This window comes from Streptomyces cirratus, from assembly GCF_014650775.1.
In the GTDB taxonomy this organism is placed as follows: Bacteria; Actinomycetota; Actinomycetes; order Streptomycetales; family Streptomycetaceae; genus Streptomyces; species Streptomyces cirratus.
The window spans coordinates 131,427-155,481 of sequence record NZ_BMVP01000001.1; the positions used below are offsets into that span (position 1 = coordinate 131,427).

General features: G+C 72.5%; 22 protein-coding genes. 11 read left to right on the top strand and 11 right to left on the bottom strand.

Translation table 11 applies throughout. The features are described from left to right. Positions 1-16 precede the first annotated feature (16 nt). Positions 17-448 (bottom strand): Rieske (2Fe-2S) protein, encoded by a 432-nt coding sequence (locus IE207_RS00640; protein ID WP_190182001.1) that lies wholly within the window; start codon positions 446-448, stop codon positions 17-19. Between the two features lie 81 nt (positions 449-529). On the opposite strand from IE207_RS00640, the gene IE207_RS00645 reads away from it, so the two are divergent. Continuing rightward, positions 530-1,411, top strand: coding sequence for a carbohydrate kinase family protein (locus IE207_RS00645; RefSeq protein WP_190182712.1), 882 nt, complete (start codon positions 530-532; stop codon positions 1,409-1,411). Here the strand turns inward: IE207_RS00645 and IE207_RS00650 are convergent. Further along, positions 1,401-2,006, bottom strand: coding sequence for a TetR/AcrR family transcriptional regulator (locus tag IE207_RS00650; RefSeq protein ID WP_190182002.1), 606 nt, complete (start codon positions 2,004-2,006; stop codon positions 1,401-1,403). The two genes, IE207_RS00645 and IE207_RS00650, sit on opposite strands and share 11 nt — an antisense overlap. A 69-nt stretch (positions 2,007-2,075) precedes the next feature. Here IE207_RS00650 and IE207_RS00655 point away from each other — a divergent pair, with 69 nt between their 5' ends. Next, complete coding sequence (locus IE207_RS00655; protein ID WP_190182003.1) at positions 2,076-2,726, top strand: NAD(P)-dependent oxidoreductase; 651 nt, start codon at positions 2,076-2,078, stop codon at positions 2,724-2,726. A 99-nt stretch (positions 2,727-2,825) separates the two neighbouring features. Here the strand turns inward: IE207_RS00655 and uvrA are convergent, their stop codons facing one another. After that, on the bottom strand, positions 2,826-5,765 hold the full coding sequence (uvrA, locus tag IE207_RS00660; RefSeq protein ID WP_229873199.1) for an excinuclease ABC subunit UvrA: 2,940 nt from the start codon (positions 5,763-5,765) through the stop codon (positions 2,826-2,828). A gap of 173 nt (positions 5,766-5,938) precedes the next feature. Between uvrA and IE207_RS00665 the strand changes: the two genes are divergently transcribed. The 3 genes from IE207_RS00665 (at position 5,939) to IE207_RS00675 (ending at position 8,747) form a co-directional block, all read left to right on the top strand. Continuing rightward, the gene (locus IE207_RS00665) at positions 5,939-6,631 is read left to right on the top strand and encodes a maleylpyruvate isomerase family mycothiol-dependent enzyme (RefSeq protein ID WP_190182004.1); all 693 of its coding nucleotides are present in this window, start codon (positions 5,939-5,941) and stop codon (positions 6,629-6,631) included. A 9-nt stretch (positions 6,632-6,640) separates the two neighbouring features. Further along, a complete protein-coding gene (locus tag IE207_RS00670) occupies positions 6,641-7,297 on the top strand; it encodes an MBL fold metallo-hydrolase (protein WP_190182005.1) in 657 nt (218 codons plus the stop codon). Positions 7,298-7,436: 139 nt separating this feature from the next. After that, positions 7,437-8,747 carry an MFS transporter gene (locus tag IE207_RS00675; RefSeq protein WP_190182714.1) on the top strand — a complete coding sequence of 437 codons (1,311 nt, stop codon included), beginning with the start codon at positions 7,437-7,439 and terminating at the stop codon, positions 8,745-8,747. A 10-nt stretch (positions 8,748-8,757) separates the two neighbouring features. On the opposite strand, the gene IE207_RS00680 is transcribed toward IE207_RS00675, so the two are convergent. The 4 genes from IE207_RS00680 to uvrB form a co-directional block, all read right to left on the bottom strand. Then, positions 8,758-9,741 (bottom strand): TerC/Alx family metal homeostasis membrane protein, encoded by a 984-nt coding sequence (locus IE207_RS00680; protein ID WP_190182006.1) that lies wholly within the window; start codon positions 9,739-9,741, stop codon positions 8,758-8,760. Between the two features lie 253 nt (positions 9,742-9,994). Beyond that, positions 9,995-11,830: a TerD family protein gene (locus IE207_RS00685; protein WP_190182007.1), complete on the bottom strand. Its 1,836-nt coding sequence runs from the start codon at positions 11,828-11,830 to the stop codon at positions 9,995-9,997. Between the two features lie 75 nt (positions 11,831-11,905). Continuing rightward, positions 11,906-12,484, bottom strand: a complete 579-nt coding sequence (locus IE207_RS00690; RefSeq protein WP_190182008.1) for a TerD family protein — start codon at positions 12,482-12,484, stop codon at positions 11,906-11,908. Between the two features lie 92 nt (positions 12,485-12,576). Next, positions 12,577-14,730, bottom strand: a complete 2,154-nt coding sequence (gene uvrB / locus IE207_RS00695) for an excinuclease ABC subunit UvrB (protein ID WP_190182009.1) — start codon at positions 14,728-14,730, stop codon at positions 12,577-12,579. 315 nt (positions 14,731-15,045) lie between these two features. On the opposite strand from uvrB, the gene IE207_RS00700 reads away from it, so the two are divergent. The 3 genes from IE207_RS00700 to IE207_RS00710 all read left to right on the top strand — a co-directional run bounded on the left by IE207_RS00700 (position 15,046) and on the right by IE207_RS00710 (position 18,139). Next, a complete protein-coding gene (locus IE207_RS00700) occupies positions 15,046-15,960 on the top strand; it encodes a glycerophosphodiester phosphodiesterase (RefSeq protein ID WP_190182010.1) in 915 nt (304 codons plus the stop codon). Positions 15,961-16,021: 61 nt separating this feature from the next. Further along, complete coding sequence (locus IE207_RS00705; protein ID WP_190182011.1) at positions 16,022-16,585, top strand: methylated-DNA--[protein]-cysteine S-methyltransferase; 564 nt, start codon at positions 16,022-16,024, stop codon at positions 16,583-16,585. A gap of 249 nt (positions 16,586-16,834) precedes the next feature. Next, a complete protein-coding gene (locus IE207_RS00710; protein ID WP_190182012.1) occupies positions 16,835-18,139 on the top strand; it encodes an MFS transporter in 1,305 nt (434 codons plus the stop codon). A gap of 25 nt (positions 18,140-18,164) precedes the next feature. Here IE207_RS00710 and IE207_RS00715 read toward each other — a convergent pair whose 3' ends face one another. Continuing rightward, positions 18,165-18,542, bottom strand: a complete 378-nt coding sequence (locus tag IE207_RS00715; protein ID WP_190182013.1) for a cupin domain-containing protein — start codon at positions 18,540-18,542, stop codon at positions 18,165-18,167. A 149-nt stretch (positions 18,543-18,691) separates the two neighbouring features. On the opposite strand from IE207_RS00715, the gene IE207_RS00720 reads away from it, so the two are divergent. Both IE207_RS00720 and IE207_RS00725 read left to right on the top strand, forming a co-directional pair. Then, positions 18,692-19,633, top strand: coding sequence for a pseudouridine-5'-phosphate glycosidase (locus tag IE207_RS00720; protein ID WP_190182014.1), 942 nt, complete (start codon positions 18,692-18,694; stop codon positions 19,631-19,633). Further along, positions 19,630-20,613: a carbohydrate kinase family protein gene (locus IE207_RS00725; RefSeq protein WP_190182015.1), complete on the top strand. Its 984-nt coding sequence runs from the start codon at positions 19,630-19,632 to the stop codon at positions 20,611-20,613. The genes IE207_RS00720 and IE207_RS00725 overlap by 4 nt, the downstream gene beginning before the upstream one ends. On the opposite strand, the gene IE207_RS00730 is transcribed toward IE207_RS00725, so the two are convergent. Together IE207_RS00730 and IE207_RS00735 are read right to left on the bottom strand one after the other, a co-directional pair. Then, the gene (locus IE207_RS00730; RefSeq protein WP_190182016.1) at positions 20,553-21,170 is read right to left on the bottom strand and encodes a hypothetical protein; all 618 of its coding nucleotides are present in this window, start codon (positions 21,168-21,170) and stop codon (positions 20,553-20,555) included. The two genes, IE207_RS00725 and IE207_RS00730, sit on opposite strands and share 61 nt — an antisense overlap. A gap of 178 nt (positions 21,171-21,348) precedes the next feature. Continuing rightward, positions 21,349-22,002 (bottom strand): nucleoside/nucleotide kinase family protein, encoded by a 654-nt coding sequence (locus tag IE207_RS00735; RefSeq protein ID WP_190182017.1) that lies wholly within the window; start codon positions 22,000-22,002, stop codon positions 21,349-21,351. Between the two features lie 93 nt (positions 22,003-22,095). Between IE207_RS00735 and IE207_RS00740 the strand changes: the two genes are divergently transcribed. After that, a complete protein-coding gene (locus IE207_RS00740) occupies positions 22,096-23,541 on the top strand; it encodes a WGR domain-containing protein (RefSeq protein ID WP_190182018.1) in 1,446 nt (481 codons plus the stop codon). A 31-nt stretch (positions 23,542-23,572) separates the two neighbouring features. Here IE207_RS00740 and IE207_RS00745 read toward each other — a convergent pair whose 3' ends face one another. Continuing rightward, on the bottom strand, positions 23,573-23,941 hold the full coding sequence (locus tag IE207_RS00745) for a cupin domain-containing protein (RefSeq protein WP_229873208.1): 369 nt from the start codon (positions 23,939-23,941) through the stop codon (positions 23,573-23,575). Positions 23,942-24,055: the final 114 nt, after the last annotated feature.

The following is a 24,055-nucleotide window of genomic DNA, read 5'->3' on the forward strand; positions in this document are numbered from 1 at the left end:
TTCGCTACCGGCTCGCTCAGCCGGCGATCAGCTTGCCGCCCTCCGCCTTGACGGGGACCGGCGACAGCGGGTCTGCGGCCGGGCCGCGCAGCACCTTGCCGGTGCTCACGTCGAAGCGGCTGCCGTGGCAGGGGCAGTTGCCCTGCCCTTCGACGATCTTGTCCAAGATGCAGCCCGCGTGCGTGCACTGGGCGGTGAAGGCCTTGTACTGGCCCTCCGCCGAGCAGCTGACGACGAGCTTCTGCTCCCGGTACAGCTTGGCGCCGCCGACCGGGACGTCCGTCGCCGCGCCGAGCTCGACCGGCTCGCCCGGGACCGCCGGGGAGCCCGCCGCGCCGCTCGCCTCGGTGGAGCAGGCCGCGAGGGTCAGTCCGGCGCCGGCGGCTCCGGCGAGGGCGGCCGCGCCCTTGAGCACGGTGCGGCGGGCTGCTGACTGTGACGCGGACATGCGGTGCTCCTGGTGTCGTGGGGCCGGCGCCCGGCCGGGCCCGTCCGACGATACCGCCGCCGGATGGGGTACTTTCCCCGCGTGATCGTCGTCGGTGGAGAAGCCCTGATCGACCTGGTGCCCCTCGCGGAGCCGCCGGGCGCCCTGGTGCCCCGGCCGGGAGGCGGGCCGTACAACACCGCGCTGGCGCTGGGGCGCCTCGGGGAACGGGTCGCCTTCTGCTCCAGGGTCTCGGCCGACGGGTTCGGCGAGGGCCTGCTGGCCGGGCTGCGGGCCGCCGGGGTGGACCTCTCGCTGGTGCAGCGCGGGCCGGAGCCGACCACGCTGGCGGTGCCCTCGCTGGCACCGGACGGCTCGGCGGCGTACCGCTTCTATGTCGAAGGCACGGCCGACCGGCTGTTCAGCCTGCCGCCCGCGCTCCCCTCCGGCGTACGGGCCCTCGCACTCGGGACCTGCTCCCTGGTGCTGGAGCCGGGCGCGAGCGCGTACGAGGCCCTGCTGCGCCGGGAGTCCGGGCGCGGACTGCTGACCCTGCTCGATCCGAACATCCGCCCGGCGCTGATCGCGGACCCGGGCGCATACCGCGAGCGCTTCCTGAGCTGGCTCCCGTACGTGTCGGTGCTGAAGCTGTCGGAGGAGGACGCGGCGTGGCTCGGCGGCCGGATCCCGGACTGGCTGGCGGCGGGGCCCTCGGCGGTGGTGCTGACCCGGGGCGCCGCCGGGCTCACGGTGTGGACGCGCGAGGGCGCGGAGCATACGGCGGCGGCCCGCCCGGTGACCGTCGTCGACACGATCGGCGCCGGCGACACCGTCAACGCGGCGCTGCTGCACCGCCTGGCGGGCGCCGGCCGCAGTGACCCGGTCGACTGGCCGGACGTACTGGCCTACGCGGCCCGCGCGGCGGCCCTGACCTGCACCCGTGCGGGCGCGGAACCCCCGTACGCGGCGGAGCTCAGCGGATAGCCGCCCAGAGCGTACCGGCCACCGAGGAGGCGAACTCCTCGACCGGCCGCACCACTTCCCCACCCGAGAAGTGCAGGAAGAAGGCCCGCTGGAAACAGGCGCCGAGCAGCAGCGCGGCGGCGGCTTCCGGGTCGGCGTCCGGGCGCAGCCGGCCGCGTTCGCGCTCGCGGCGCAGGTGCCCGGCGAGGGCGTCGCGGATGACGTGGGGGCCGGTGCCGATCTGCTGTACGCCCTCGCGGTGCCGGGTCAGCAGGGCGGGCTCGGCGAAGAGGGAAGCGGCCATGGGCATGGCGTCGGCGTAGAAGAGCGAGGCGTGGCGGGCGATGGCGACGAGGGTCTCCTCGACCGGGCGTTCGTCGTGCTCCGCGCCGAGCTCGGCCATGAGCGGCGCCGCGTTGGGCGTGCGCTCCATGAGGACGCGTACGAAGAGCTCCTCCTTGTTGGCGTAGTGCTTGTAGAGCGCGGCCTCCGAGCAGCCCGCCTCACGGGCGATGGCCTTGGTGGTGGTGTTGGCCAAGCCGACGGTGCGCATGAGGGACTCCGCCGCGTCGAGCAGCCGCTCGGGGGTGGGACGGCTTGACTTCGAGGTGAGCATTCACTCACTCTAAGGGTGTTCATGGGTGAGTGAACACTCACCCACCAACGGGGAGGCGGGAGCTGAGACATGAAACTCACGGTGTTCGGAGCCACGGGCGGCGTCGGCCTGGAGGTCGTCCGCCAGGCCCTCGAAGCCGGTCACGAGGTGACGGCCGTGGTCCGCGACCCGGCCAGGCTGCCGGTGCCGGCGCATGAACGGCTGCGGGTGGCGGTGGTGGCCGACCTGACGGACGAGGATGCGCTGGTCCCCGTCCTCACGGGACGGTCGGCGGTGATCTCGGCGCTGGGCTCCCCGAGCAACAAGCAGGCGCGGCTGGCCCCGGTCACCGGACCGGCGCTACGGGCCGTCGTGTCGGCCATGGACCGGGCGGGGGTGAGCCGGCTCGCGGCGGTCAGCGCGGCGCCCGTGGGACCGGACGTACCGCAGGACGGGGTGCTGGCCCGGAAGGTCTTCCTCCCGCTGCTGCGCCGGGCGCTTCGGGACCTGTACGCGGATCTGGCCGTGATGGAAGCGGTGATCCGCGCGAGCGGCACGCGGTGGACGGTGGTCCGCCCGCCGCGCCTGCTGAACCGGCCTCGGACCGGGAGCTACCGCCGGGTCATCGGCGCCAACGTCCCGGGCGCCCGGACGATCCCCCGCGCCGACGTCGCGGACGCCCTGCTGGCCTGCCTCACGGACCCGGAAACCATCGACCGCGCGGTGGGCGTGGCGTCCTGACCTGCGGCGCCGTTGCGGGGGCTGGGACCCGAGCCCCGCCCCCGAGCCCCCGCGCCCCGGAGCCGGCGGGGCTGGAAGATCAGCCCCGCCGGACACCACTCACGCCTTACGGGCCCTGGCCGTCGTCTTCTTGGCCGCGGCCCGCTTGCGGGTCGGCGGCACCGTCGGGGCCGCGTCCGAGATGCGGTCCGCGCCCAGGATGTCCCGGAGGAACTTGCCCGTGTGGCTGGCCCCCACCGAGGCGACCTGCTCCGGCGTCCCCTCCGCGACGACGAGACCACCCCCGTAACCGCCCTCGGGGCCCATGTCGACGACCCAGTCCGCGGTCTTGATGACGTCGAGGTTGTGCTCGATGACGATCACCGAGTTCCCCTTGTCGACCAGCCCGGACAGCACCTTGATCAGCTTCGAGATGTCCTCGAAGTGCAGCCCCGTCGTCGGCTCGTCCAGCACGTACACCGTCCGGCCCGTCGACCGCTTCTGCAGCTCCGACGCCAGCTTCACGCGCTGCGCCTCACCGCCCGACAGCGTCGGCGCCGACTGGCCGAGCCGGACGTAGCCCAGCCCCACCTCGTTCAGCGTCCGCAGGTGCCGCGCGATCGTCGGTACCGCCTCGAAGAAGTCCAGCGCCTCCTCGATCGGCATGTTCAGCACCTCGGCGATGGACTTGCCCTTGTAGTGCACCTCCAGCGTCTCCCGGTTGTACCGGGCGCCGTGGCACACCTCGCACGGGACGTACACGTCCGGCAGGAAGTTCATCTCGATCTTGATCGTGCCGTCACCGGAGCAGTTCTCGCACCGGCCGCCCTTGACGTTGAAGGAGAAGCGGCCCGGCAGGTAGCCGCGCACCTTCGCCTCCATCGTCTCGGCGAACAGCTTGCGCACGTGGTCGAAGACACCGGTGTACGTCGCCGGGTTGGACCGCGGCGTCCGCCCGATCGGCGACTGGTCGACATGCACGACCTTGTCGACCAGGTCGTCGCCCTCGACCCGGGTGTGGCGGCCCGGAACCGACCGGGCGCCGTTCAGCTCGCGCGCCAGGTGCGTGTACAGGATGTCGTTGACCAGCGTCGACTTGCCGGAGCCGGACACGCCGGTCACGGCCGTGAGCACGCCCAGCGGGAAGGACACGTCGATGTCCCGCAGGTTGTTCTCCTTCGCGCCGTGGACGGTCAGCTTCCGCTCCCCGTTCACGGGACGGCGCACGTCCGGCAGCGGGATGGACCGCTTGCCCGACAGGTACTGCCCCGTCATCGACTCGCTGTTCTTCAGCAGGTCCTTGAGGGAGCCGCTGTGGACCACCTTGCCGCCGTGCTCACCCGCGCCGGGACCGATGTCCACGACCCAGTCGGCCACCTTGATGGTGTCCTCGTCGTGCTCTACGACGATCAGGGTGTTGCCCATGTCGCGCAGCCGCACGAGGGTCTCGATCAGCCGGTGGTTGTCCCGCTGGTGCAGGCCGATGGAGGGCTCGTCCAGCACGTACAGCACGCCGACCAGACCGGAGCCGATCTGCGTGGCCAGCCGGATGCGCTGGGCCTCGCCGCCCGAGAGGGTGCCGGCGGCACGGTTCAGCGACAGGTAGTCCAGGCCGACGTCCACGAGGAAGCGCAGCCGCTCGTTGACCTCCTTGAGGACCCGCTCGGCGATCTTCTTGTCCCGGGCGTCGAGCCGCAGCTGCCCCAGGAAGTCGGCGCACTCGCTGATCGACATCGCGGCGACCTCGGCGATGGACTTCTCCATCACCGTCACCGCGAGCACGATCGGCTTGAGCCGCGTGCCTTCACAGGTCGGGCAGGGCACCTCGCGCATGTAGCCCTCGAAGCGCTCGCGGCTCGCGTCGCTCTCGGACTCCGCGTGCCGCCGCTTGACGAACGGCACGGCGCCCTCGAAGGCGGTGGTGTACGCCCGCTCCCGCCCGTAGCGGTTGCGGTAGCGGACCTCGATCTGGGTGCGGTGGCCGTACAGCAGCGCCTTCTTGGCGCGCTGCGGCAGCCCGGCCCACGGGATGTCCGTGCGGAACCCCAGCTCGGCCGCGAGCGCGCCGATCAGCCGCTGGAAGTAGTCCTTGGTGTGGCCGAGCGACCACGGGGAGACCGCGCCCTCGTCCAGGGACTTGTCCTCGTCCGGAACGATCAGGTCCGGGTCCACCTCCATGCGCGTGCCGATGCCCGTGCACTCGGGGCAGGCGCCGAACGGGGAGTTGAAGGAGAAGGAGCGGGGCTCCAGCTCCTCGAAGGACAGGTCGTCGTACGGGCAGTAGAGGTGCTCGGAGAACATCCGCTCACGCTCGGGGTCGTCCTCGGCGAGGTCGACGAAGTCCAGGATCACCATGCCGCCGGAGAGGCCGAGGGCCGTCTCCACCGAGTCCGTGAGCCGGCGCTTGGCGGAGTCCTTGACGGTGAGGCGGTCGATGACCACCTCGATGGTGTGCTTCTCCTGCTTCTTGAGCGCGGGCGGCTCGGAGAGCTGGATCGTCTCCCCGTCCACCCGGGCACGGCTGTACCCCTTGGTCTGGAGGTCGGCGAAGAGGTCGACGAACTCGCCCTTGCGCTCGCGCACCAGCGGCGAGAGCACCTGGAAGCGGCTGCCCTCGGGCAGCGCGAGCACCTTGTCCACGATCGCCTGCGGCGACTGGCGCGAGATCGGACGGCGGCACTCGGGGCAGTGCGGCTTGCCGATGCGGGCGAACAGCAGGCGCAGGTAGTCGTAGACCTCGGTGATCGTGCCGACGGTGGAGCGCGGGTTGCGCGAGGTGGACTTCTGGTCGATCGAGACGGCCGGGGAGAGGCCCTCGATGAAGTCGACATCGGGCTTGTCCATCTGCCCGAGGAACTGACGGGCGTACGAGGAGAGCGACTCGACGTAGCGGCGCTGACCCTCGGCGAAGATCGTGTCGAAGGCCAGGGAGGACTTGCCCGAGCCGGAGAGTCCGGTGAAGACGATGAGTGAGTCGCGGGGCAGGTCGAGCGAGACGTTCTTCAGGTTGTGCTCGCGAGCGCCACGAACGATGAGACGGTCGGTCACGCCGGTCCGCACCTTTCTTGAGAGAGCGGGGGGCACGGGCCCCCGTCCCAGGGTATGGGGGGCGCGTTAGCGATGGAGTGGTGCTTGACTTCCGAGCGTATAGCACGCGCATTCGATTTACGGCACGGCCAAGAGGGCTTCACCCGATCGTGTGGCCGACGCCTCGCGCGCACTAGGCTCGGCCTATGACTGATCATGTGCACGACCTGCGATCTGTACGTGCAGCCACGGAACGGCTGCTGACCGCGGTCGGGAAACTGGACAACGCCGCCCTGGCCGAGGAGTCACACCTGCCGGGCTGGAGCCGCGGCCACGTGCTGGCCCACCTCGCCCGCAACGCCGACGCCCTCGTCAACGTCCTCGAGGGGCGACCGATGTACGTGAGCGCCGAGGCCCGCGACGCGGACATCGAACGTGATTCCGTCCGGCCTCTGGTGGAACAGCTGGAGGACGTCCGTAATTCCGCGGACCGCTTCGAGGCCGTCGGGCAGTCCGCGCAGGACTGGTCGCGGACGGTCGAGCTCCGGGGCGGTGTGACCGACGTCGCCACCAACGTGCCGTTCCGCCGGCTCGTGGAGGTCGAGCTGCACCACGTGGACCTGAACGTCGGCTACGGCCTCGCCGACCTGCCCGAGGAGTTCGCCCGCCGCGAGATCGCCTTCCTCGCCGACCGCTGGACGGGCCGCCCGGAGGTGCCGCCGGTCAGCCTCCGGACGCCCGACGACGCCGGCGTCTGGCGCACCGGCTCCGCCGAAGGCGATCCCGTGACCCTGACCGGGCCGCTGAGCGAGCTCCTGGCCTGGCTCGCGGGCCGGGAATCCAAGGGCGCCGGCCTGACCGTCGACGGCGGGGCCCTCCCGGCCCTCCCCCCGCTCTAGGATCGGGTCATGACGTACAGCGGAGCGGTCAAGGTCGGCGGTCCTGCCGACGTGCACGAACTCGCGGACCTGATGATTTCCAAGGTCGCGGTGGGCGAGATGAACAACAACGCCTACCTGCTGCGCTGCCGGGCCACCGGCGAGCAGCTGCTGATCGACGCGGCCGCCGAGGCGGACACGCTGCTGGGCCTGATCGGCGACGACGGCATCGCCTCCGTCGTCACCACCCACCGCCACGGCGACCACTGGGGCGCTCTCCAAGCCGTGGTCGAGGCGACGGGCGCACGGACCTACGCGGGCGCCTTCGACGCGGAGGGGATCCCCGTCCCGACCGACGTCCCGGTCCAGGACGGCGACACGCTCACGGTGGGCCGGGTCACGCTGACCGCCCGCCACCTGGTCGGACACACCCCCGGCTCGATCGCGCTGGTCTACGACGACCCGCACGGGCACCCGCACGTGTTCACCGGCGACTGCCTCTTCCCGGGCGGCGTCGGCAACACCTGGGGCGACCCGAAGGCCTTCGTCCGGCTGCTCGACGACGTGGAGGAGAAGCTCTTCGCGCGTCTGCCGGACGAGACCTGGGTCTACCCGGGCCACGGCAACGACACCTCGCTCGGCGCCGAGCGTCCGCATCTGGCCGAGTGGCGCGAGCGCGGCTGGTAGTACCGGCGACTCCGGTCAACCCGGGGGGTGTGCGAGCACTCCTTCCGGGCGGTCATGACCGAACGCACGCCCAGCGGGCCCGGGGCGGGGTATTTGGTGCACCATGCAACCAGACCCCTCCCCGGGCCGCTCCCCCTCGATGCCGCGGCTCGCGCTGGCCTCGCTCGCCGGGACCGCCATCGAGTTCTACGACTTCTTCGTCTACGGCACGGCCGCCGCCCTGGTGCTCGGCCCGCTCTTCTTCCCCTCGTTCTCGGCCCTCGCCGGGACCCTCGCCGCCTTCGGCACCTTCGGCATCGGCTTCCTCGCCCGCCCCCTCGGCTCCGCCGTCTTCGGCCACATCGGCGACCGCTACGGGCGCCGCCCGGTGCTGCTCGGTTCGCTCCTGCTCACCGGCCTGGCCACGGTGGCGGTCGGTTGCGTGCCCTCTTACGCCTCCATCGGCCCGACAGCGCCGGTCCTGCTGCTCCTGCTGCGCTTCCTCCAGGGGCTGGGGCTGGGCGGCGAGTGGGGCGGCGCGGTGCTGCTGACCGCCGAGCACGCGCCCGAGGGCCGGCGCGGGCTGTGGTCGAGCTTCCCGCAGATGGGGCCGCCGGTGGGTTTCGTACTGGCCAACGGGACGGTCCTGGTGCTGTCGGCCGCCCTGACCGAGGAGCAGTTCACCGCCTGGGGCTGGCGGGTGCCGTTCTGGGCCGCCGGGCTGCTGGCGCTGGCCGGGCTGTGGCTGCGCCGCTCGGTGGAGGAGACCCCGCAGTTCCGGGCACTCGCGAAGACCGGGCGGCGCTCCGAGACCCCGCTGCGCGACGTGGTCCGCGGCCACTGGCGGCTGCTCCTGCTCACCGGTGGGGCGCTCGCCTCGGGTTACGCCGTCTTCTACGCGACCACCACCTGGTCCCTGGCCTACGCGACGAAGCAGCTCGGGCTGGACCGCACGGTGGTCCTGGGCTGCATCATGACGGCCGTCGTGCTCAAGGGCCTGCTGACCCCGCTGCTGGCGGTGCTGGGCGACCGCTACGGCCGCAAGCCGCTGTGCCTGGCCGGCTGCGCGATCTGCGCGGTGTGGATGTTCCCCTTCGTCGCGCTGCTGTGCGCCGCGGATCCACTGCTGATGACGCTGGGGTTCCTGGGCGCCCTGCTGGGCATGGTGACGACCTTCGCGGTGGTCGGGGCGTACCTGCCCGAGCTGTACGCCCCGCGCGTGCGGTGTACCGGGGCGGCCGTCGGCTACAACCTGGGCGGCGTGCTGGGCGGGGCGCTGACCCCGGTCGTGGCGACGGCGCTCGCGGACGGCGACGGTCCGCCGTGGGGCGTGGCCCTGTACCTGAGCGGTATGGCCCTGCTCAGCCTGTCCTGCTTCGCGCTGCTGCCGGAGACGAACCCCGCCGTCGCCGGGCCCGGGGCGGGCCGGGGTACGCGGAAGGGGGCGGCCGAAGCGGCCGCCCCCGCATAGCCGCCGGGGATCAGGCGTCGACGCTCTGAGGGCGGGCGGCCTCCTCGGCGGCCGCCTGCTTCTTGGACGCGATCAGGCTGGTGACGGTGGTGACGATCAGGACGCCGCAGATGACGCCGAGGGAGAGCGGGATGGAGATCTGCGGGACGTGCACCCCCGTCTCGTGCAGCGCGTGCAGGACGAGCTTGACGCCGATGAAGCCGAGGATGACGGACAGGCCGTAGCTGAGGTGGACGAGCTTCTTGAGCAGGCCGCCGATGAGGAAGTACAGCTGGCGCAGGCCCATCAGGGCGAAGGCGTTGGCGGTGAAGACGATGTAGGGGTCCTGGGTGAGGCCGAAGATCGCGGGGATCGAATCCAGGGCGAACAGCACGTCGGTGGTCCCGATGGCGAGCATGACGACCATCAGGGGGGTCAGGACGCGCTTGCCGTTGCTGCGGATGAAGAGCTTGGTGCCGTGGTACCTGTCGGCGACGCCGAACTTCTTCTCGACGGACTTGAGGAGACGGTTCTCCTCGAACTCCTCCTCCTCTTCGTCCTTGCGCGCCTCCTGGATCAGCTTCCAGGCGGTGTAGATCAGGAAGGCGCCGAAGAGGAAGAAGACCCACGAGAAGCTGGCGATGATCGCGGCGCCGGCCGCGATGAAGATCGCGCGGAGCACCAGGGCGATCAGTACGCCGACCAGCAGGACGCGCTGCTGGAGGTGGGACGGTACGGCGAACTTCGCCATGATCAGGACGAAGACGAAGAGGTTGTCCACGCTCAGGGACTTCTCGGTGACGAAGCCCGCGAAGAACTCCTGGGAGGCCTGGCCGTTGCCGAAGAACAGCAGGCCGAGGCCGAAGAGCACGGCGAGGACGATCCAGACGACCGTCCAGATGCCGGCTTCCTTGATGGACACGTCATGGGGTTTGCGGCCGATGAGGAAATCGGCGCCGATGAGGATGCCGAGACCCACGATGGTCAGCACCCAGAGGGTCATTGAAACGTCCATTGCACACGCCTCCGGCGGGATGGCTCAGCACTGCGTCAGCGTCATCGCTGCCGGAGGTCTCTTCCACCCGGGCGGCCTGGAGGCCGCGGGCCGACGCCCCGGGACCGGCGCCGTTCGCTGACCGAGTGGTTCAGCCGACCGGGCAGGGTCCGTATTGACGGGCACGCCGTAGCAGGAAAGCAGGAATACTCCCCTCCGCGCTTTCCAGGTTAGCCGCCGAAGGGGTGAAGGTAAAGGGGAGACCAAGAAAAGGTCAGTGACGGGTCATGACCTGCTCCAGCGCCCGCTCCAGGACCGCGCTGTGCTGCGGCGGCAGGTCCGGTTCGAAGGTCCACGCGTGGTGGACCCACGGGTCGGCCAGATGGTGGTCCGGTACGGGCGACAGCCGCATCAGCGCCCGCCACAGAGGATCCAGCAACGGCCCGTACGCCGAGGCCTCGTCCCGGTCGGCCACCATCAGCAGGTGCACGCCTACCGCCGGCCCCTCGTCGGCCAGGTAGCGCAGCCGGGTGACGGCGCGCTCGTCGAAGCCGTGCGGGAAGTCGTGCACGATCAGCAGCTGGTCGGCCGGGTCCACGTCCGGGGGCAGCTCCGCGGGCGCCCCGGCGCGCACCGCCATCTGTACGAGGTCCACCCGCCGGGTCAGCCGCTCAAGGGTGTCGGTGACGCCCGCCGCACCCAGGGCGGGCGGGGCGGCCAGCACGCCGGAGCGCACGAGGGGGGCCAGGGCGGCGGCTCCGGCCCCGGCCGGGTCGATGACGTGGACGCAGAACCGGCCGCCCGGGTGGACGGCGAGGAGCCGCACCGCGTGGGCCACGGCCATGTCCATGGCGAGACGGCGCAGCCGGTCGGTGTCCATGGCCATGGCGGCCTCGGAGCCGGTGCGGCCGTTGTCGATCCACAGCCCCCGCTCCAGCGGGAGCCGCATCAGCATCGGCACGCGCAGGCCGGGCGCCTCGGGCAGGCTCAGGTCGCCGAGGCGCAGCGCGAGCGGGCTTTCGCGGGGCGCGCCGGCACCGTGCCAGACGGGGTTGTCCCAGCGGGCGTACGCGGCCGGCAGCGCGGGTTCGACGACCTCGGATTCGGCGCGCAGCTGGGCGAGGTCCCGGTCGAGCACGGCCTGGGCGCGGGCGACGAGTTCGTCACGGCGGGCGCGGGCGGCGTCCCGCGCGGCATTGGCGGTGAGGCGGGCGCTCGGGTCGGACAGGGCGTCGTCGAGTTCCCGGTCGAGCCGGGAGTCCGCGAAGTCGACGGCGCTGCGGTAGGCGGCCACCGTGCGGGCCAGGTCCTCGAACATGCCCCAGACCTGGTTGTAGAGCCGTTCCTCCATGGACCAGCCGCCGGCGTCCCCGGCGACGGGGCGCGGCGGCGCCCCGGCTTGTCCGGGCGCTTCGGGCGTGGGCGCCGGCTCGGGCGGCTCGGTGGTGCGGCGGCGGCGCGGGTGGGCGTAGTCGATGGCGGTCGCTGCGGGGGCCCCGGCCGGCCCTTCGCCGGCGGGGCCGCGCGCGGCGGCGGGTGCGGCGGCGGATGCGGCCGTCGCGAGGGGGGTGTCCACCGCCAGGGCCGCCGCGGCCAGGGCGGTCGCGGCCGGGCCGGGCAGTCCGGCGTCGGTGAGGAGCGCGCCGAGCCCGTCGGCGTAGCCCTGGCCGACGGCGCGGACCTTCCAGGCGTCCTGCCTGCGGTACAGCTCCAGGGCGACGACGGCGCTCTCGGAGTCCAGCCCAGTCACCGTGTAGGCGGCGACTTCGGCGCCGTCGGCTGCGGCCACCGCCACGTGCGGCGCCGGGACCGCGCCGAAGCGCGCCGGTCCGCCGCCCGGCAGTGCGAGCACCACGCGGACCCGGTGGACGGCCGCCCCGACGGCGTCGAGGTCCAGGGGGAACCGGTGCCGCGCGCCCGCCGCCCCCGGCGCCTCGAGCCCGGGCAGGATCCGGGCGCCGGGGTGCGCCAGCGCCTCGGGACCGGCCAGCCGGCCCTCGTCGTCACCGGCCGAGACCAGGGCCAGTACGGGCGTACCCGCAGTGACCCTGATCTCCACCTGGTGCAGGGACAGGGGGTGGTTCTGCCCCCGGACCAATTCGGCCGTCATCGTGCAGCCCTCCCCCGTGCCTTCGGTCCCGTGCGCTCTGTGCTGTTGGCCGTCCGCGCCCGTGGGCGCTGCTTCTTACAGGTGCGGCAGGATCGCCGGCATCAGGTCCTGGAACGTCCGGCCGTTCGCCGGGTTGCCCAGGGCCGTCATCTGCCAGCCCGCGCCGGCGCGCGACACCTTCGCCATGATCTGCGCGGTGTACGCGCCGCCGCCGTCGAGGGTGTAACGGGCCAGCTCCTGGCCGTTGGTCTCGTCGACGATGCGGCAGAAGGCGTTCTGCACCTCCTGGAAGGTCTGCCCGGTGAAGGAGTTCACCGTGAAGACGATCTGGTCGATGTGGACCGGCACGCGCTGGAGGTCGACGAGGATCGCCTCGTCGTCGCCGCCCTGGCCGGCGCCGCCGATGAGGTTGTCGCCGGTGTGCCGCACCGAGCCGTCGTCGCTCTGCAGGTGCCGGAAGAACACCACGTCCACCGGCTGCTTGTCGGCGAAGAGCACCGCCGACGCGTCCAGGTCGATCTCGCGGGTCCGCGAGCCGAACAGGCCGCGGCGCTTGGCCGCCTGCCAGCCGAGGCCCATCCGGACCGCGGTCAGGGTGCCCCCGCCCCGCTTCTCCAGACTGATGGCCTGACCCTTGGTCATGTTGACCGTCACGCGATGTCCCCTCTCCTTCTACCCGCCCCGATGAGGGCCCGCGGAACGTACCCGCGGCCACCCTTGGCCCAACCCTACTGACCGGCCCCGGGTCAGGCGAGGCCCGCTTCCCTCATCTGGCGAAGCTCCTTCTTGAGCTCGCCGACCTCGTCCCGGATCCGGGCGGCGACCTCGAACTGGAGCTCGGCCGCCGCGGCCCGCATCCGCTGCGTCATCTCCTCGATGAGCGCGGCCAGTTCCGCCGCCGGACGGTCGGTCAGCACCTCGGCCGCCTTCGCTCCCTTGGCGCCCTTGGCCTTGGCTCCCTTGCCCGCGGCGGCGGCCGCTCCGCCCAGGGCGGGCACCGGCGTCTTCGCGCCCTTGCCGTCCCGTGCCTGGCGGTAGCCGGTCCCGAGCAGCTGCTCGGTGTCGAGTTCCTCGCGGGCGATGGTGGCGACGATGTCGTTGATCTTCTTGCGCAGCGGCTGGGGGTCGATGCCGTTGGCCGTGTTGTAGGCGATCTGCTTCTCGCGGCGCCGGTTGGTCTCGTCGATGGCCTTCTCCATCGCCGGGGTCATCTTGTCCGCGTACATGTGGACCTGGCCGGAGACGTTGCGCGCCGCACGGCCGATGGTCTGGATCAGGGAGGTCCCCGAGCGCAGGAAGCCCTCCTTGTCGGCGTCGAGGATCGCCACCAGGGACACCTCGGGCAGGTCGAGGCCCTCGCGCAGCAGGTTGATGCCGACCAGCACGTCGTACTCGCCGGCGCGCAGCTCGCGCAGCAGCTCGATGCGGCGCAGCGTGTCGACGTCGCTGTGCAGGTAGCGGACCTGGATGCCGAGCTCCAGGAAGTAGTCGGTCAGGTCCTCGGCCATCTTCTTGGTGAGGGTGGTGACCAGGACGCGCTCGTCCTTCTCCGTCCGCTGCCGGATCTCGTGCACCAGGTCGTCGATCTGGCCTTCGGTCGGCTTGACCACCACTTCCGGGTCGATGAGGCCGGTGGGGCGGATGATCTGTTCGACGAAGCCGTCGCCGCGCGAGAGCTCGTACTTCCCGGGGGTGGCGGACAGGTACACCGTCTGGCCGATCCGCTCCTGGAACTCCTCCCACTTGAGCGGCCGGTTGTCCAGCGCCGACGGCAGCCGGAAGCCGTGGTCGACCAGGGTCCGCTTGCGCGAGGCGTCGCCCTCGTACATCGCGCCGATCTGCGGCACCGTGACGTGGGACTCGTCGATGACGAGGAGGAAGTCCTCGGGGAAGTAGTCGATGAGCGTGTTGGGGGCGGATCCGGGCGCGCGGTCGTCCATGTGCAGCGAGTAGTTCTCGATGCCGGAGCAGGACCCGATCTGGCGCATCATCTCCAGGTCGTAGGTGGTGCGCATGCGCAGCCGCTGCGCCTCCAGCAGCTTGCCCTGCTTCTCCAGCTCGGCGAGCCGCTCGGTCAGCTCCGCCTCGATGCCGACGATCGCCTTCTCCATGCGCTCGGGACCGGCGACGTAGTGGCTGGCGGGGAACACGTACAGCTCGCGGTCCTCGCTGATGACCTCGCCGGTCAGCGGGTGCAGGGTGGACAGCGCCTCGATCTCGTCGCCGAACATTTCGATGCGGACGGCCAGTTCCTCGTAGACCGGGAAGATCTCGATGGTGTCGCCGCGCACCCGGAAGGTGCCGCGGGTGAAGGCGAGGTCGTTGCGCGTGTACTGGATGTCGACGAAGCGGCGCAGCAACTGGTCCCGGTCGATCTCCTCGCCGACCTTGAGGGCGACCATCCGGTCGACGTACTCCTGCGGGGTGCCGAGGCCGTAGATGCAGGACACGGACGCGACGACGACGACGTCCCGCCGGGTCAGCAGCGAATTGGTCGCGGAGTGGCGCAGCCGCTCCACCTCCTCGTTGATCGAGGAGTCCTTCTCGATGTAGGTGTCCGACTGCGGTACGTACGCCTCGGGCTGGTAGTAGTCGTAGTACGAGACGAAGTACTCGACGGCGTTGTTCGGCAGCAGCTCGCGGAACTCGTTCGCCAGCTGGGCGGCGAGGGTCTTGTTCGGGGCCATCACCAGGGTGGGGCGCTGGAGGCGCTCGATCATCCAGGCGGTGGTCGCCGACTTGCCGGTGCCGGTCGCACCCAGGAGTACGACGTCCTTCTCACCCGCACGGATGCGCTTCTCCAGCTCGGCGATGGCCGCCGGCTGGTCGCCGCTGGGCTGGTAGGGGCTGACGACCTCGAAAGGCGCCACCGTGCGTTCGATCTTCGATACGGGCCGCATGACTCCACCGTACGACCCCGCACTGACACTCACGCATTCCCGTCGGCGGGCGGGGGCCAGGGCGGAGGTCCGGCGGGACCGTCCCGGCCGTTCGCCGTACTCGTCCGGACCCCTGCGGCCTGGTCCGTTTGTCGTAGTTCGGTGGCGGCCCGGTGATCTTCACGCCCATGATCGCCATACAGCGGATCTCCATGGGGCAGATCTCCGTGAAGTGCATCGCCGTCAACTGCATAGCCGTGAAGTGCACCGCCGCAACGTCTGTCGCTTCGCGCCTGTTTGAGGCAGGGGCAGGGGCTCACGACCCGAGGAGAACGCATGTACGTCGTCCGACCCGCCGCCGCGGCCGCCGCCGCCTTCCTGGGCCTGACCCTCACCGTGCTCGGCACGACGGCCGCGTCCGCCGGCGCCGGCCCCGCATCCCGCCCCGCCGGGGGCAACGGGCCGCTCGGCTCAGCCCCCGTCGTGTACGCCCACCGGGGGGCTTCGGCGTACGCCCCGGAGAACACCCTGGAGTCGATCGACCTCGCCATGCGGCTGGGCTTCGCCTGGGTCGAGAACGACGTCCAGCGCACGAAGGACGGCGAACTCGTGGTGGTCCACGACGACAGCCTGGCCCGCACCACCAATGTCGAGCAGCTCTTCCCCGACCGCAAGCCGTGGCGGGTGAAGGACTTCACGGCGGCGGAGATCGCCCGGCTGGACGCGGGCAGCTGGTTCAGCGAGGAGTACGCGGGCGCCCGCGTGCCGACCCTCAAGGACTACATGAACCGGGTCCAGCGCAACCGGCAGCGGCTGCTGCTGGAGATCAAGAAGCCGGAGCTCTACCCGGGCATCGAGCGACAGACCCTCGACATGCTGGAGCGGCTCGGCTGGCTCGACGAGGCGCACGTCGGGCGCCGGCTGGTGGTGCAGAGCTTCAGCGCCGACTCCATCCGCATCGTGCACAGCCTGCGCCCGGACATCGTGACGGCCTTCCTGGGCACCCCGAAGGCCGCCGACCTGCCCCGGTACGCCGCCTTCACCGACCGGATCAACCCGTGGCACACCACGATCTCGGCCGACTGGGTCGCGGCGGTGCACCGGCTGCGGGGGGCACACGGCAAGGCGATGGAGGTGGACACCTGGATCGTGGACGACGCCGCGACGGCCCGCAAGGTACAGGGCATGGGCGTGGACGGGATCATCACCAACGCGCCCGACGTCGTGCGGGACGCGGTGGGCTGGTTCTGAACCGCAGGCTTCGGGCCGCTCCGCGGCCCGGGCTGTCGGTGGCGGCCCGTACGGTGGACGGGTGGACAGCTCCGAGCGGCCCCGCGGGCCGCACCTCGAATGGACGGTCGTCGCCGGCGGCGTCGGCCCCCTGCTCCTCGCCGCGACCCCGCAGGGCCTGGTCCGGGTCGGGTTCCATGCCGGGCCGGACCGGATCGACCGGATGATCGGCTCGCTGGTCTCCCGGCTCGGCGCGGACCCCTGGCGGCCCCGGCCGGGCCGGGAAGTGCTGCTCGCGGAGCCGATACGCCAGGTGGAGGCCTATTTCGCCGGTTCCCTACGGCGCTTCGAGCTGCCGCTGGACTGGCGGCTCAGCTCCGGGTTCAACCGCCGGGTGCTGCTGGAGCTCGACCGTTCGGTGCCCTACGGCCAGGTCGTGGGGTACGGGGAGCTGGCCGCCCGGGTCGGCCAGCCGGGTGCGGCCCAGGCGGTGGGCAACGCCATGGGGTCCAATCCGCTGCCGGTGGTGGTCGCCTGCCACCGGGTCGTGGAGAACGACGGCGGTATCGGGGGCTTCGGGGGCGGGGTGGAGGCCAAGCGGATCCTGCTCGCGCTGGAGGGCGTGCTGCCCGAGCCGCTGTTCTGAGGACGCCCGGGGGCGCTGCCCGGGGCCCGGCTCCTGCCGGGTACCGCCACGCGGTAAGGGGTGGGAAACTGCCGCGGTGACTACTTCTGCCGCCGCACGCGGCCGCCTGACCCCTGCCGCACGCGGTCACCTGGCCCCCGCCGCACGCGGTCACCTGGCCCCCGCCGCACGCAGTCATCTCGCAGACGCCGTACGCGGTCATCTCGCCACCGCCGCACGCGTCCCGCTGCCGCGAGGGGGGTGTCGGGCATGACGGCGTCCATCGGTACGGAGCGCACCGCCGCGCCGGTCACGGCCGCGGAGCTGCCCCGGCTGCGGCGGCGGATCACCGGTGTGCTGATCGCCAGTCAGATGCTGGGCGGTCTGGGTGTGCCGATCAGCATCGCCCTGGCCCCCGTCCTGGCCACCGAGGTCGGCGGCACGGAGTCCCTGTCCGGCTTCGCCTCCACCGCCTCCGTGATCGGCACCGCCCTGGTCTCGCTTCCGCTCGCCGCGTTCATGACGGCGCGCGGGCGCCGGCCCGGGCTGGTGCTGGCCTACGGGATCGGTGCGTGCGGCGCACTCCTGGTGGTGCTGGCCGCCGTGGTCAAGAGCTTCCCGCTGCTGATGCTGGGAATGGCCGCCTTCGGCGCGGCCTCCTCCGCCAACCTCCAGGCCCGCTTCGCCGCCGCGGACCTCGCGGCCCCCGACCGCCGTGCGCGGGCCATCTCCGTCGTCGTGTGGGCCTCCACCATCGGTGCGGTCGCCGGACCGAACCTGTCCGCCCCGGCCAGCGCCGGCTTCGCCGGTACCTCCATACCCCGGACGGCGGGCCCCTTCCTGTGGGCCGCCGTCGTCTTCGTCCTCACCGGCACACTGCTCGCCGTCTTCCTGCGGCCCGACCCGCTGCTGACGGCGCGTGCACTGTCGGCGCCGGCGGCCCGTTCCGCCCCGGGCCGCTCGCTGCGCACCGGGTTCGCCGCCGTCAAGGCCTCACCGCGGGCTCGTCTGGCCCTGCTCGCCGTCGCGGTGTCCCACACCACCATGGTGTCGATCATGGTGATGACCCCGATGGACCTCGGTCACCACGGCGCCGGGCTGAAACTGGTGGGCCTGGTGATCAGTGGTCACATCGCGGGCATGTTCGCCTTCTCCCCTCTCATGGGGTGGCTCGCGGACCGGCTCGGCCGGCTGTCCGTCATCGGGCTCGGAGCCGGGCTGCTCTCGCTGGCGGCGCTGCTCGCGGGCACGGCGGGCGGCCGGCACGGGCAGAGCGCGCTCGGTCTGTTCGTGCTCGGGCTGGGCTGGTCCGCCGGGATGGTGTCCGGCTCGGCGCTGCTGACCGACTCCGTTCCGCAGGGCGCGCGGGCCGCCGTACAGGGCCTGAGCGACCTCACGATGAACACCGCCGCGGGGGTGGGCGGCGCGGCGGCCGGTCTGGTCATGTCCCAGGCCGGCTACGGCTGGCTCAACGCGATCGGCGCCGCGCTGCTGCTGCCGCTGGCGGCGCTCGCCCTGTTCACGGCCCGCCGCCACCCCGGGCCCGCCAAGGCGGGGGCGCGGGTGGACGCGTAGCTCCCGGACGGGGCCTGACGGCGGTTCAGCAGTTGATGTGGTAGGCCTTGCGCAGCGTTTCGTGGACGGTCCAGGTCGTCTTGTCACCCTCGCGGAGTACGCAGGCGGAGCCGGGCCCGACCTCCAGGGTCGCCCCGCCCTCGACCTCGATGGTGGCGCGGCCGCTGACGACCACGAACAGCTCGTCGGCCTCGGTGTCGGTGACCACTCCGGGGGTGATCTGCCAGATCCCGCGGATCTGCGAGCCGTCTTCGGCCTCCCACAGCACCTTGCCGGTCACGACCGGGTCGCCGGAGACGATCTGGGCGGGATCGAGCTCCTCCACCTCCAGTTCGGCGTCCGGGACGTCGGGCAGCGAGACGGCGAAGGAAGCGGGGCGGGCGCTGTGGTCACTGGTGCTCATGGGGCGCAAGCGTAGGGCCGACGCCGGGGCCCGCGGGGTGGCCAGAGCGTCCAGCGCGGGCGTACGGAACGCGTCATCCTGTCCAGGGCGCGGGTACGGGCGCGGAGGTGCGCGTTTGCGGGCGGCGATCCCGTGCCATGGATGGGGACATGTCACAGCACACAGCAGCCGCACCGTCCCGGGTACCGGTCCTGTCCGAAGAGGTGCGCGAAGCGCTCGCCGCGGGGCGGCCGGTCGTCGCGCTGGAGTCGACGATCATCGCCCACGGTCTGCCCCGCCCCTGCAACCTGGCGGTGGGCCTGGAGCTGGAGGCGCTGGTCCGGTCGGAGGGCGCGGTTCCGGCGACCGTCGCGGTCCTGGACGGAGTGGCGTACGCGGGCCTCGACAAATCGGGGCTGGAGCGGATCGCGAGCGGCGACGGGGTGCGCAAGCTCGGCCACCGGGACCTGGCGCCCGCTCTCGCCACGGGCGCGACCGGGGCGACGACGGTGTCCGCGACGGCGTTCCTGGCCGCGCGTGCGGGGCTGCGGGTCTTCGCCACGGGCGGGCTGGGCGGCGTGCACCGGCAGTGGGCGCAGAGCCAGGACGAATCGGCGGACCTGGCGCTGCTGGCCCGCACCCGCGTGACGGTGGTGTGCGCGGGGGTGAAGTCGATCCTGGACGTCCCGGCGACGCTGGAGCGGCTGGAAACCCTGGGCGTGGCGGTGCTCGGCTACGGGACGGACCGGTTCCCCGGCTTCTACCTGGCCAGTTCGGGCGAGCCGGTGGACTGGACGGTGCACCATCCGGAGGAGGTGGCGCAGGTGATGGCCGCCCAGGACGTGCTCGGGGGCCCGGAGTCCGCGCTGCTGGTGGCCAATCCGGTGGCGGAGGCGGAGCAGTTGGATCCGGAGCTCCACGACCGGGTGCTGGCCGAGGCGCTCGCGGAATGCCGGGAGCGGGGGCTCACGGGGCAGGCGGTGACGCCGTTCCTGCTGGGGTTCCTGGTGCGGGCGACGGGCGGGGCCTCGCTGGAGGCGAACCTGGCGGCGGTACGCGGGAACGTCCGGCTCGGCGCCCGCATCGCGCGGGCCTGGGCGGCACGGGCATGAGCGGTGCACGGTCGGGCCCTGCCGGGGCCGGGGCACTGCTGGTCGTCGGGGACGTGGTGACGGACGTGGTCGCGGTGCACCCGCAGCCGCTGGCGCCGGCCACCGACACCGCGGCGCGGATCCGGACCCTGCCCGGCGGCGCCGGGGCGAACGCGGCCTGCTGGGCGGCCCGCACCGGCGCCGCGGAGGTACGCCTCCTCGCGCGGGTCGGCGCGGAATCGGCGCGCTGGCACGAGCGGGCCCTGGTCGACGCCGGGGTGCGGCCGAAACTGGTGATCGACCGGGAGGAGCCGACGGGGACGGTGGTGGCACTGGTCGGCAAGGACGCGGAGCGCACGTTCTTGACCGACAGCGGTGCCTCGCTGCGCCTGTCCCCCGCCGACTGGGCGCCGGTCCTGCTGGACGGGGCCGCGCACCTGCACCTGTCGGGGTACCTGTTCTTCGCCGACTCCAGCCGGGAGCTGGCCCTGGTCGCGCTGCGGGCGGCGCGCGCCCGGGGCGTTGCGGTGAGCGTGGACCCGGCCTCGGCGGGGTTCCTGGCCGCGCTGGGCCCGGAGCGCTTCATGGCCGCCGTCGCGGGGGCGGACGTACTGCTGCCCAACGAGGACGAGGCCCGGTTGCTGGCCGGGCTGCCGGAGCCGGCCGGCGTGGCGCGCGCGGCGGCGGAACTGAGCCGCCGGATACCGCTGGTGGTGGTGACGCGGGGGGCGGCGGGGGCGCTGGTCGCCGAGGGGGGCCGGGTCACCGCCGAGGTCGCGGCGGAGGCCGCCGAGGCGGTGGACTCCACGGGCGCCGGGGACGCCTTCACCGGCGGTTTCCTCGCGGCCAGGCTCGCGGGCGCCGGCCCGGCGGACGCCGCCCGCGCGGGCTGCCGCGCCGCCGCCGTGGCGGTCACCGCCCTGGGCGGCCGGCCCGGGGCTCAGACCGTGTACTCCTCCTGGCCGAGGGTCTCGATGGCACCGGACTTGCCCACGTTGTAGTGGAAGACCAGGCCCTTGTCCGGGTGGGCGATGAGCCACTCGCTGAGCTCGTGCACGGTGATCGGCTTGCTCACGGTGCTCGCGACGATCGGGGTGAGGGCGGTGATCTTGGCGTCCTCGGCGATCGGGAGGTAGGTCTCCTCGCCGACCGTCTCGAAGTGGGCGGCGCCGCCCGGGCCGGGGCAGCCCCAGTGGCCGTGCTTGACGATCAGACCGTGGAAGCCGCCCTCGGGGGTGTAGCGGTAGACGGCGATCTCGTCCGGAGAGGCCGGCGCCTTGGAGGCGCAGGCGGGCACGGGGGCCGACGCCTTGGGCTTGCCGGGCGCGGTGGCGGACGCGGACGCGGACGCCACCGGCGTCGCCTTCGCCGTCGGCTTCGTCGGGGAGGGGGGCGCACCGCCGGCGGGGGCCGAGGGCAGGGCGGGGGTCGCGCTGGGGGTGCTGGCGGGCGTCGGGCCGGCGGCTCCCGCGTCCTTGTCACCGTTGCAGCCCGTCAGGGCCAGGGTCGCGCACAGGGCCAGCGCGGCCACTGCCGCTGCCTTCGGACCTCTGCTCATTGCCGTCTCCCTCTGCCAAGGCGCCGTGCGGGGGCAGCCGTTGAAGCGTTCCCGTCAACGTAGCCCGCGCTTATCGGCCTCCACGATGGCCTGATCCGGTTCGTCACCGGGCCCGGATGGGACTGTTGCGGAGTAGGGACGTCCGTGACGGTGCGGCAGGGCGCCGGGCCGGCCGTCGTCAGCCGGCCACTCCTCGGATACCGGTCCACGCCGGGTGGCGGGGGTCGTCGGCCCGGACGACGGCGTCGGCCTGCGCGGCCGGATCGGTCTCGGCCTCGTAGCGGGCGAAGGCGGGCAGGGTCCAGCGTGCGGACTCCTCGGTGCGGCGGGTCAGCGCCGCCGGGGAGAGCCGGATGTGCACGCTGAGGTCGAAGGGGAACCAGTGGCCCAGCAGCAGCGGGCCGTGCACGATCAGCACGCCGCCCGGCGGCAGTTCGGTGTACGGGCTGCGCGTGGCCCGGTCCGTCACCGGGTCCCACAGGTCGGGCAGCACCCGCCCGGTGCCGCCCGGGTCGGTGGGGCCGAAGACCTCGCGCCACAGGGCGGCCGTGTCGTACCAGCCGCCGAGGTACGCGTCCACGTCCTCACGGCCGAACTCGAAGCGCAGGGAGGCCGGTCGCAGGAAGCCGTCGGCGGCCACCACGAGGACCGGACGGCCGCGCGAACGCAGGGCCTCCGCGAGGTGGTCCGCCACCGGACCAGTGCCCGCGGCGGGCGCGCCGTCGATGCCGGCCCGCTGCCAACCCGCCCCGTCCACAACGGGTCCGCGTTCGTCCAGATGATCGGCGAGCCGCTCGGCCAGCCGCTGCCAGGTGATCGGTTCCAGCTGCACGAGCCCATTGTCAGTGGTGGACCGTAGCGTTTTTCACGAGGGATCACCGACGCGAACCGAAGCCGTCGGCCCGGCCTTGGGGAGGGGTCTGTCATGACGCGGGAGACGACGTACCTGGAGCTGTCTCAGGACGGCGCGGGGGCGCACAAGTTCTACGAGGTGACCGTGGACGGCACGGCCGTCTGCGTGCGGTACGGCCGCATCGGCGCGGACGGCCAGCTCCAGAACTCCTCCTTCCCCACGGCGGAGAAGGCCCGGGCGGCGGCCGCGAAGAAGATAGGCGAGAAGGTCCGCAAGGGCTACGCCCCCGCGGTACGGGGAGCCCGCGCCCCGCGGTCGGTGACCCGCCGGCAGGTGACCTCGGCGCCGTCGACGGCGCGCGCGGTGGCTCCGGTGCTGTGGCGCTTCCGTACGGGTTCCGCCGCCTTCGGGATCCATGTGGACGAGGACCGCTGCTGGGTGGGCAACCAGGCGGGGGACGTCTACACGCTGAGCCACGGTGGTGAGGTACTGGCCCGGTACTCGCTGCCCGACGGAGTGAAGTGCCTGGTGGCGGACGAGTTCTGGATATATGCGGGCTGCGACGACGGCACGGTGTACGACCTGTCGTCGAAGGTGCCGTTCGGGGCGTACGACATAGCCGCGGATGTGGACATCTTCTGGCTGGACATCCGCGAGGGCGTCCTGAACGTCTCGGACCGCAGTGGCGGGCTGACCGTCATCGACCACGAGGAGGAGTTCCAGTGGTCGCGCAGGTCGGCCGGGTCCGCCGCCTGGATGGTCCGGGCGGACGAGCGGGCGGTCTACCACGGCCACAGCGCGGGCGTCACGGCCTACGCCGCGGACGGCGGGGGCGAGTTGTGGCACACCGCGACCGACGGGTCGGTGCTGTTCGGCTGGCAGGAGGACACCGCGGTGTACGCGGGCACCGGCCGCAAGACCGTGCAGCGGCTGTCGAAGGCGACGGGCGCGGTGGAGGCCTCCTACCGGTGTGACGCGGCGGTCTACTCGTGCGCGACCTCCCCGGACGGCCGCCACGTGTTCGCCGGCGACCTCGCCTCCTCCGTCTACTGCTTCGACGCGTCGGGGCGGCGGCTGTGGAAGCTGGGCACGGGCAGCGGCGCCGCGCTGTCCATGCAGTACCTGGACGAGCGGCTGTACCTGGTGACCACGGACGGTTCGCTGGTGTGCGTGGACGCGAGCGAGGCGGCCATCGCGGCGGCCCAGCAGGGATCGGTCCCGGCAGCGGTGGATGTGAAGTCGGCCGCGGCTCTGCCGGTGTTCGCCCCGGCCGCCTCGCCCGCGGCGGTGGCGACCGTCTCGGTGGCCGCCGCGCCGGCGGACGGCGTGGTGGTGGAGTGCGTACGACAGGGGAGCCGGGTGCGGGTGCAGGTGGTGTCGGGCGGCTTCGACCCGTCGTGGAACGTGCAGTTCCCGCGCGGGATACGGGAGGCCGGCGCCCGGTACGTGGTCGACGGGCTGCACGCCTCGTCGGGCGGCTTCTACCGGGTGCGCGGGGAGATACGCCGGCTGGTGTGACCGGCACGGCGGGCGGGACCGGCGGGCTCCCTCATCCGGCGTGGCCGGGGCAGCCGCAGGGTGTGGCGGCGGCCGGGGCCGGGGTCGACACCGACCAGGGGGCGTCCTCGGCCAGAGAGCAGGTCACCTGGAGCACGACCGGTGTCGTGCCGAGGTTGCGGCCCAGGTGGATGTGGTCGATCCCCGGGGGCTCCACGAAGGTGGACCCGGCCGGGTGCACCTCGACCGTGTCATCGTGCAGGATCCGGGTCAGCGTCCCGGACTTGACCACGGCCATCAGCGGCACGTCGTGGTAGTGCCATCCGGTGCACTCCCCGGGCGCTATGACGATCTCCCGGCCCATGAGGTCCGAGGCCTCGGTCCGTCTCGGACGTCGTGCCGTCGTCTGCCATCCGCCCATGTGCCCTCCTCCATGGGCCGAACGGCCCAGCCACGTCACGTTAGGCGGACCTGATGACATCCAGAGTGAATTAATGAAAAGTCAACAACCCATATCTGTCAGGTGATATACGCA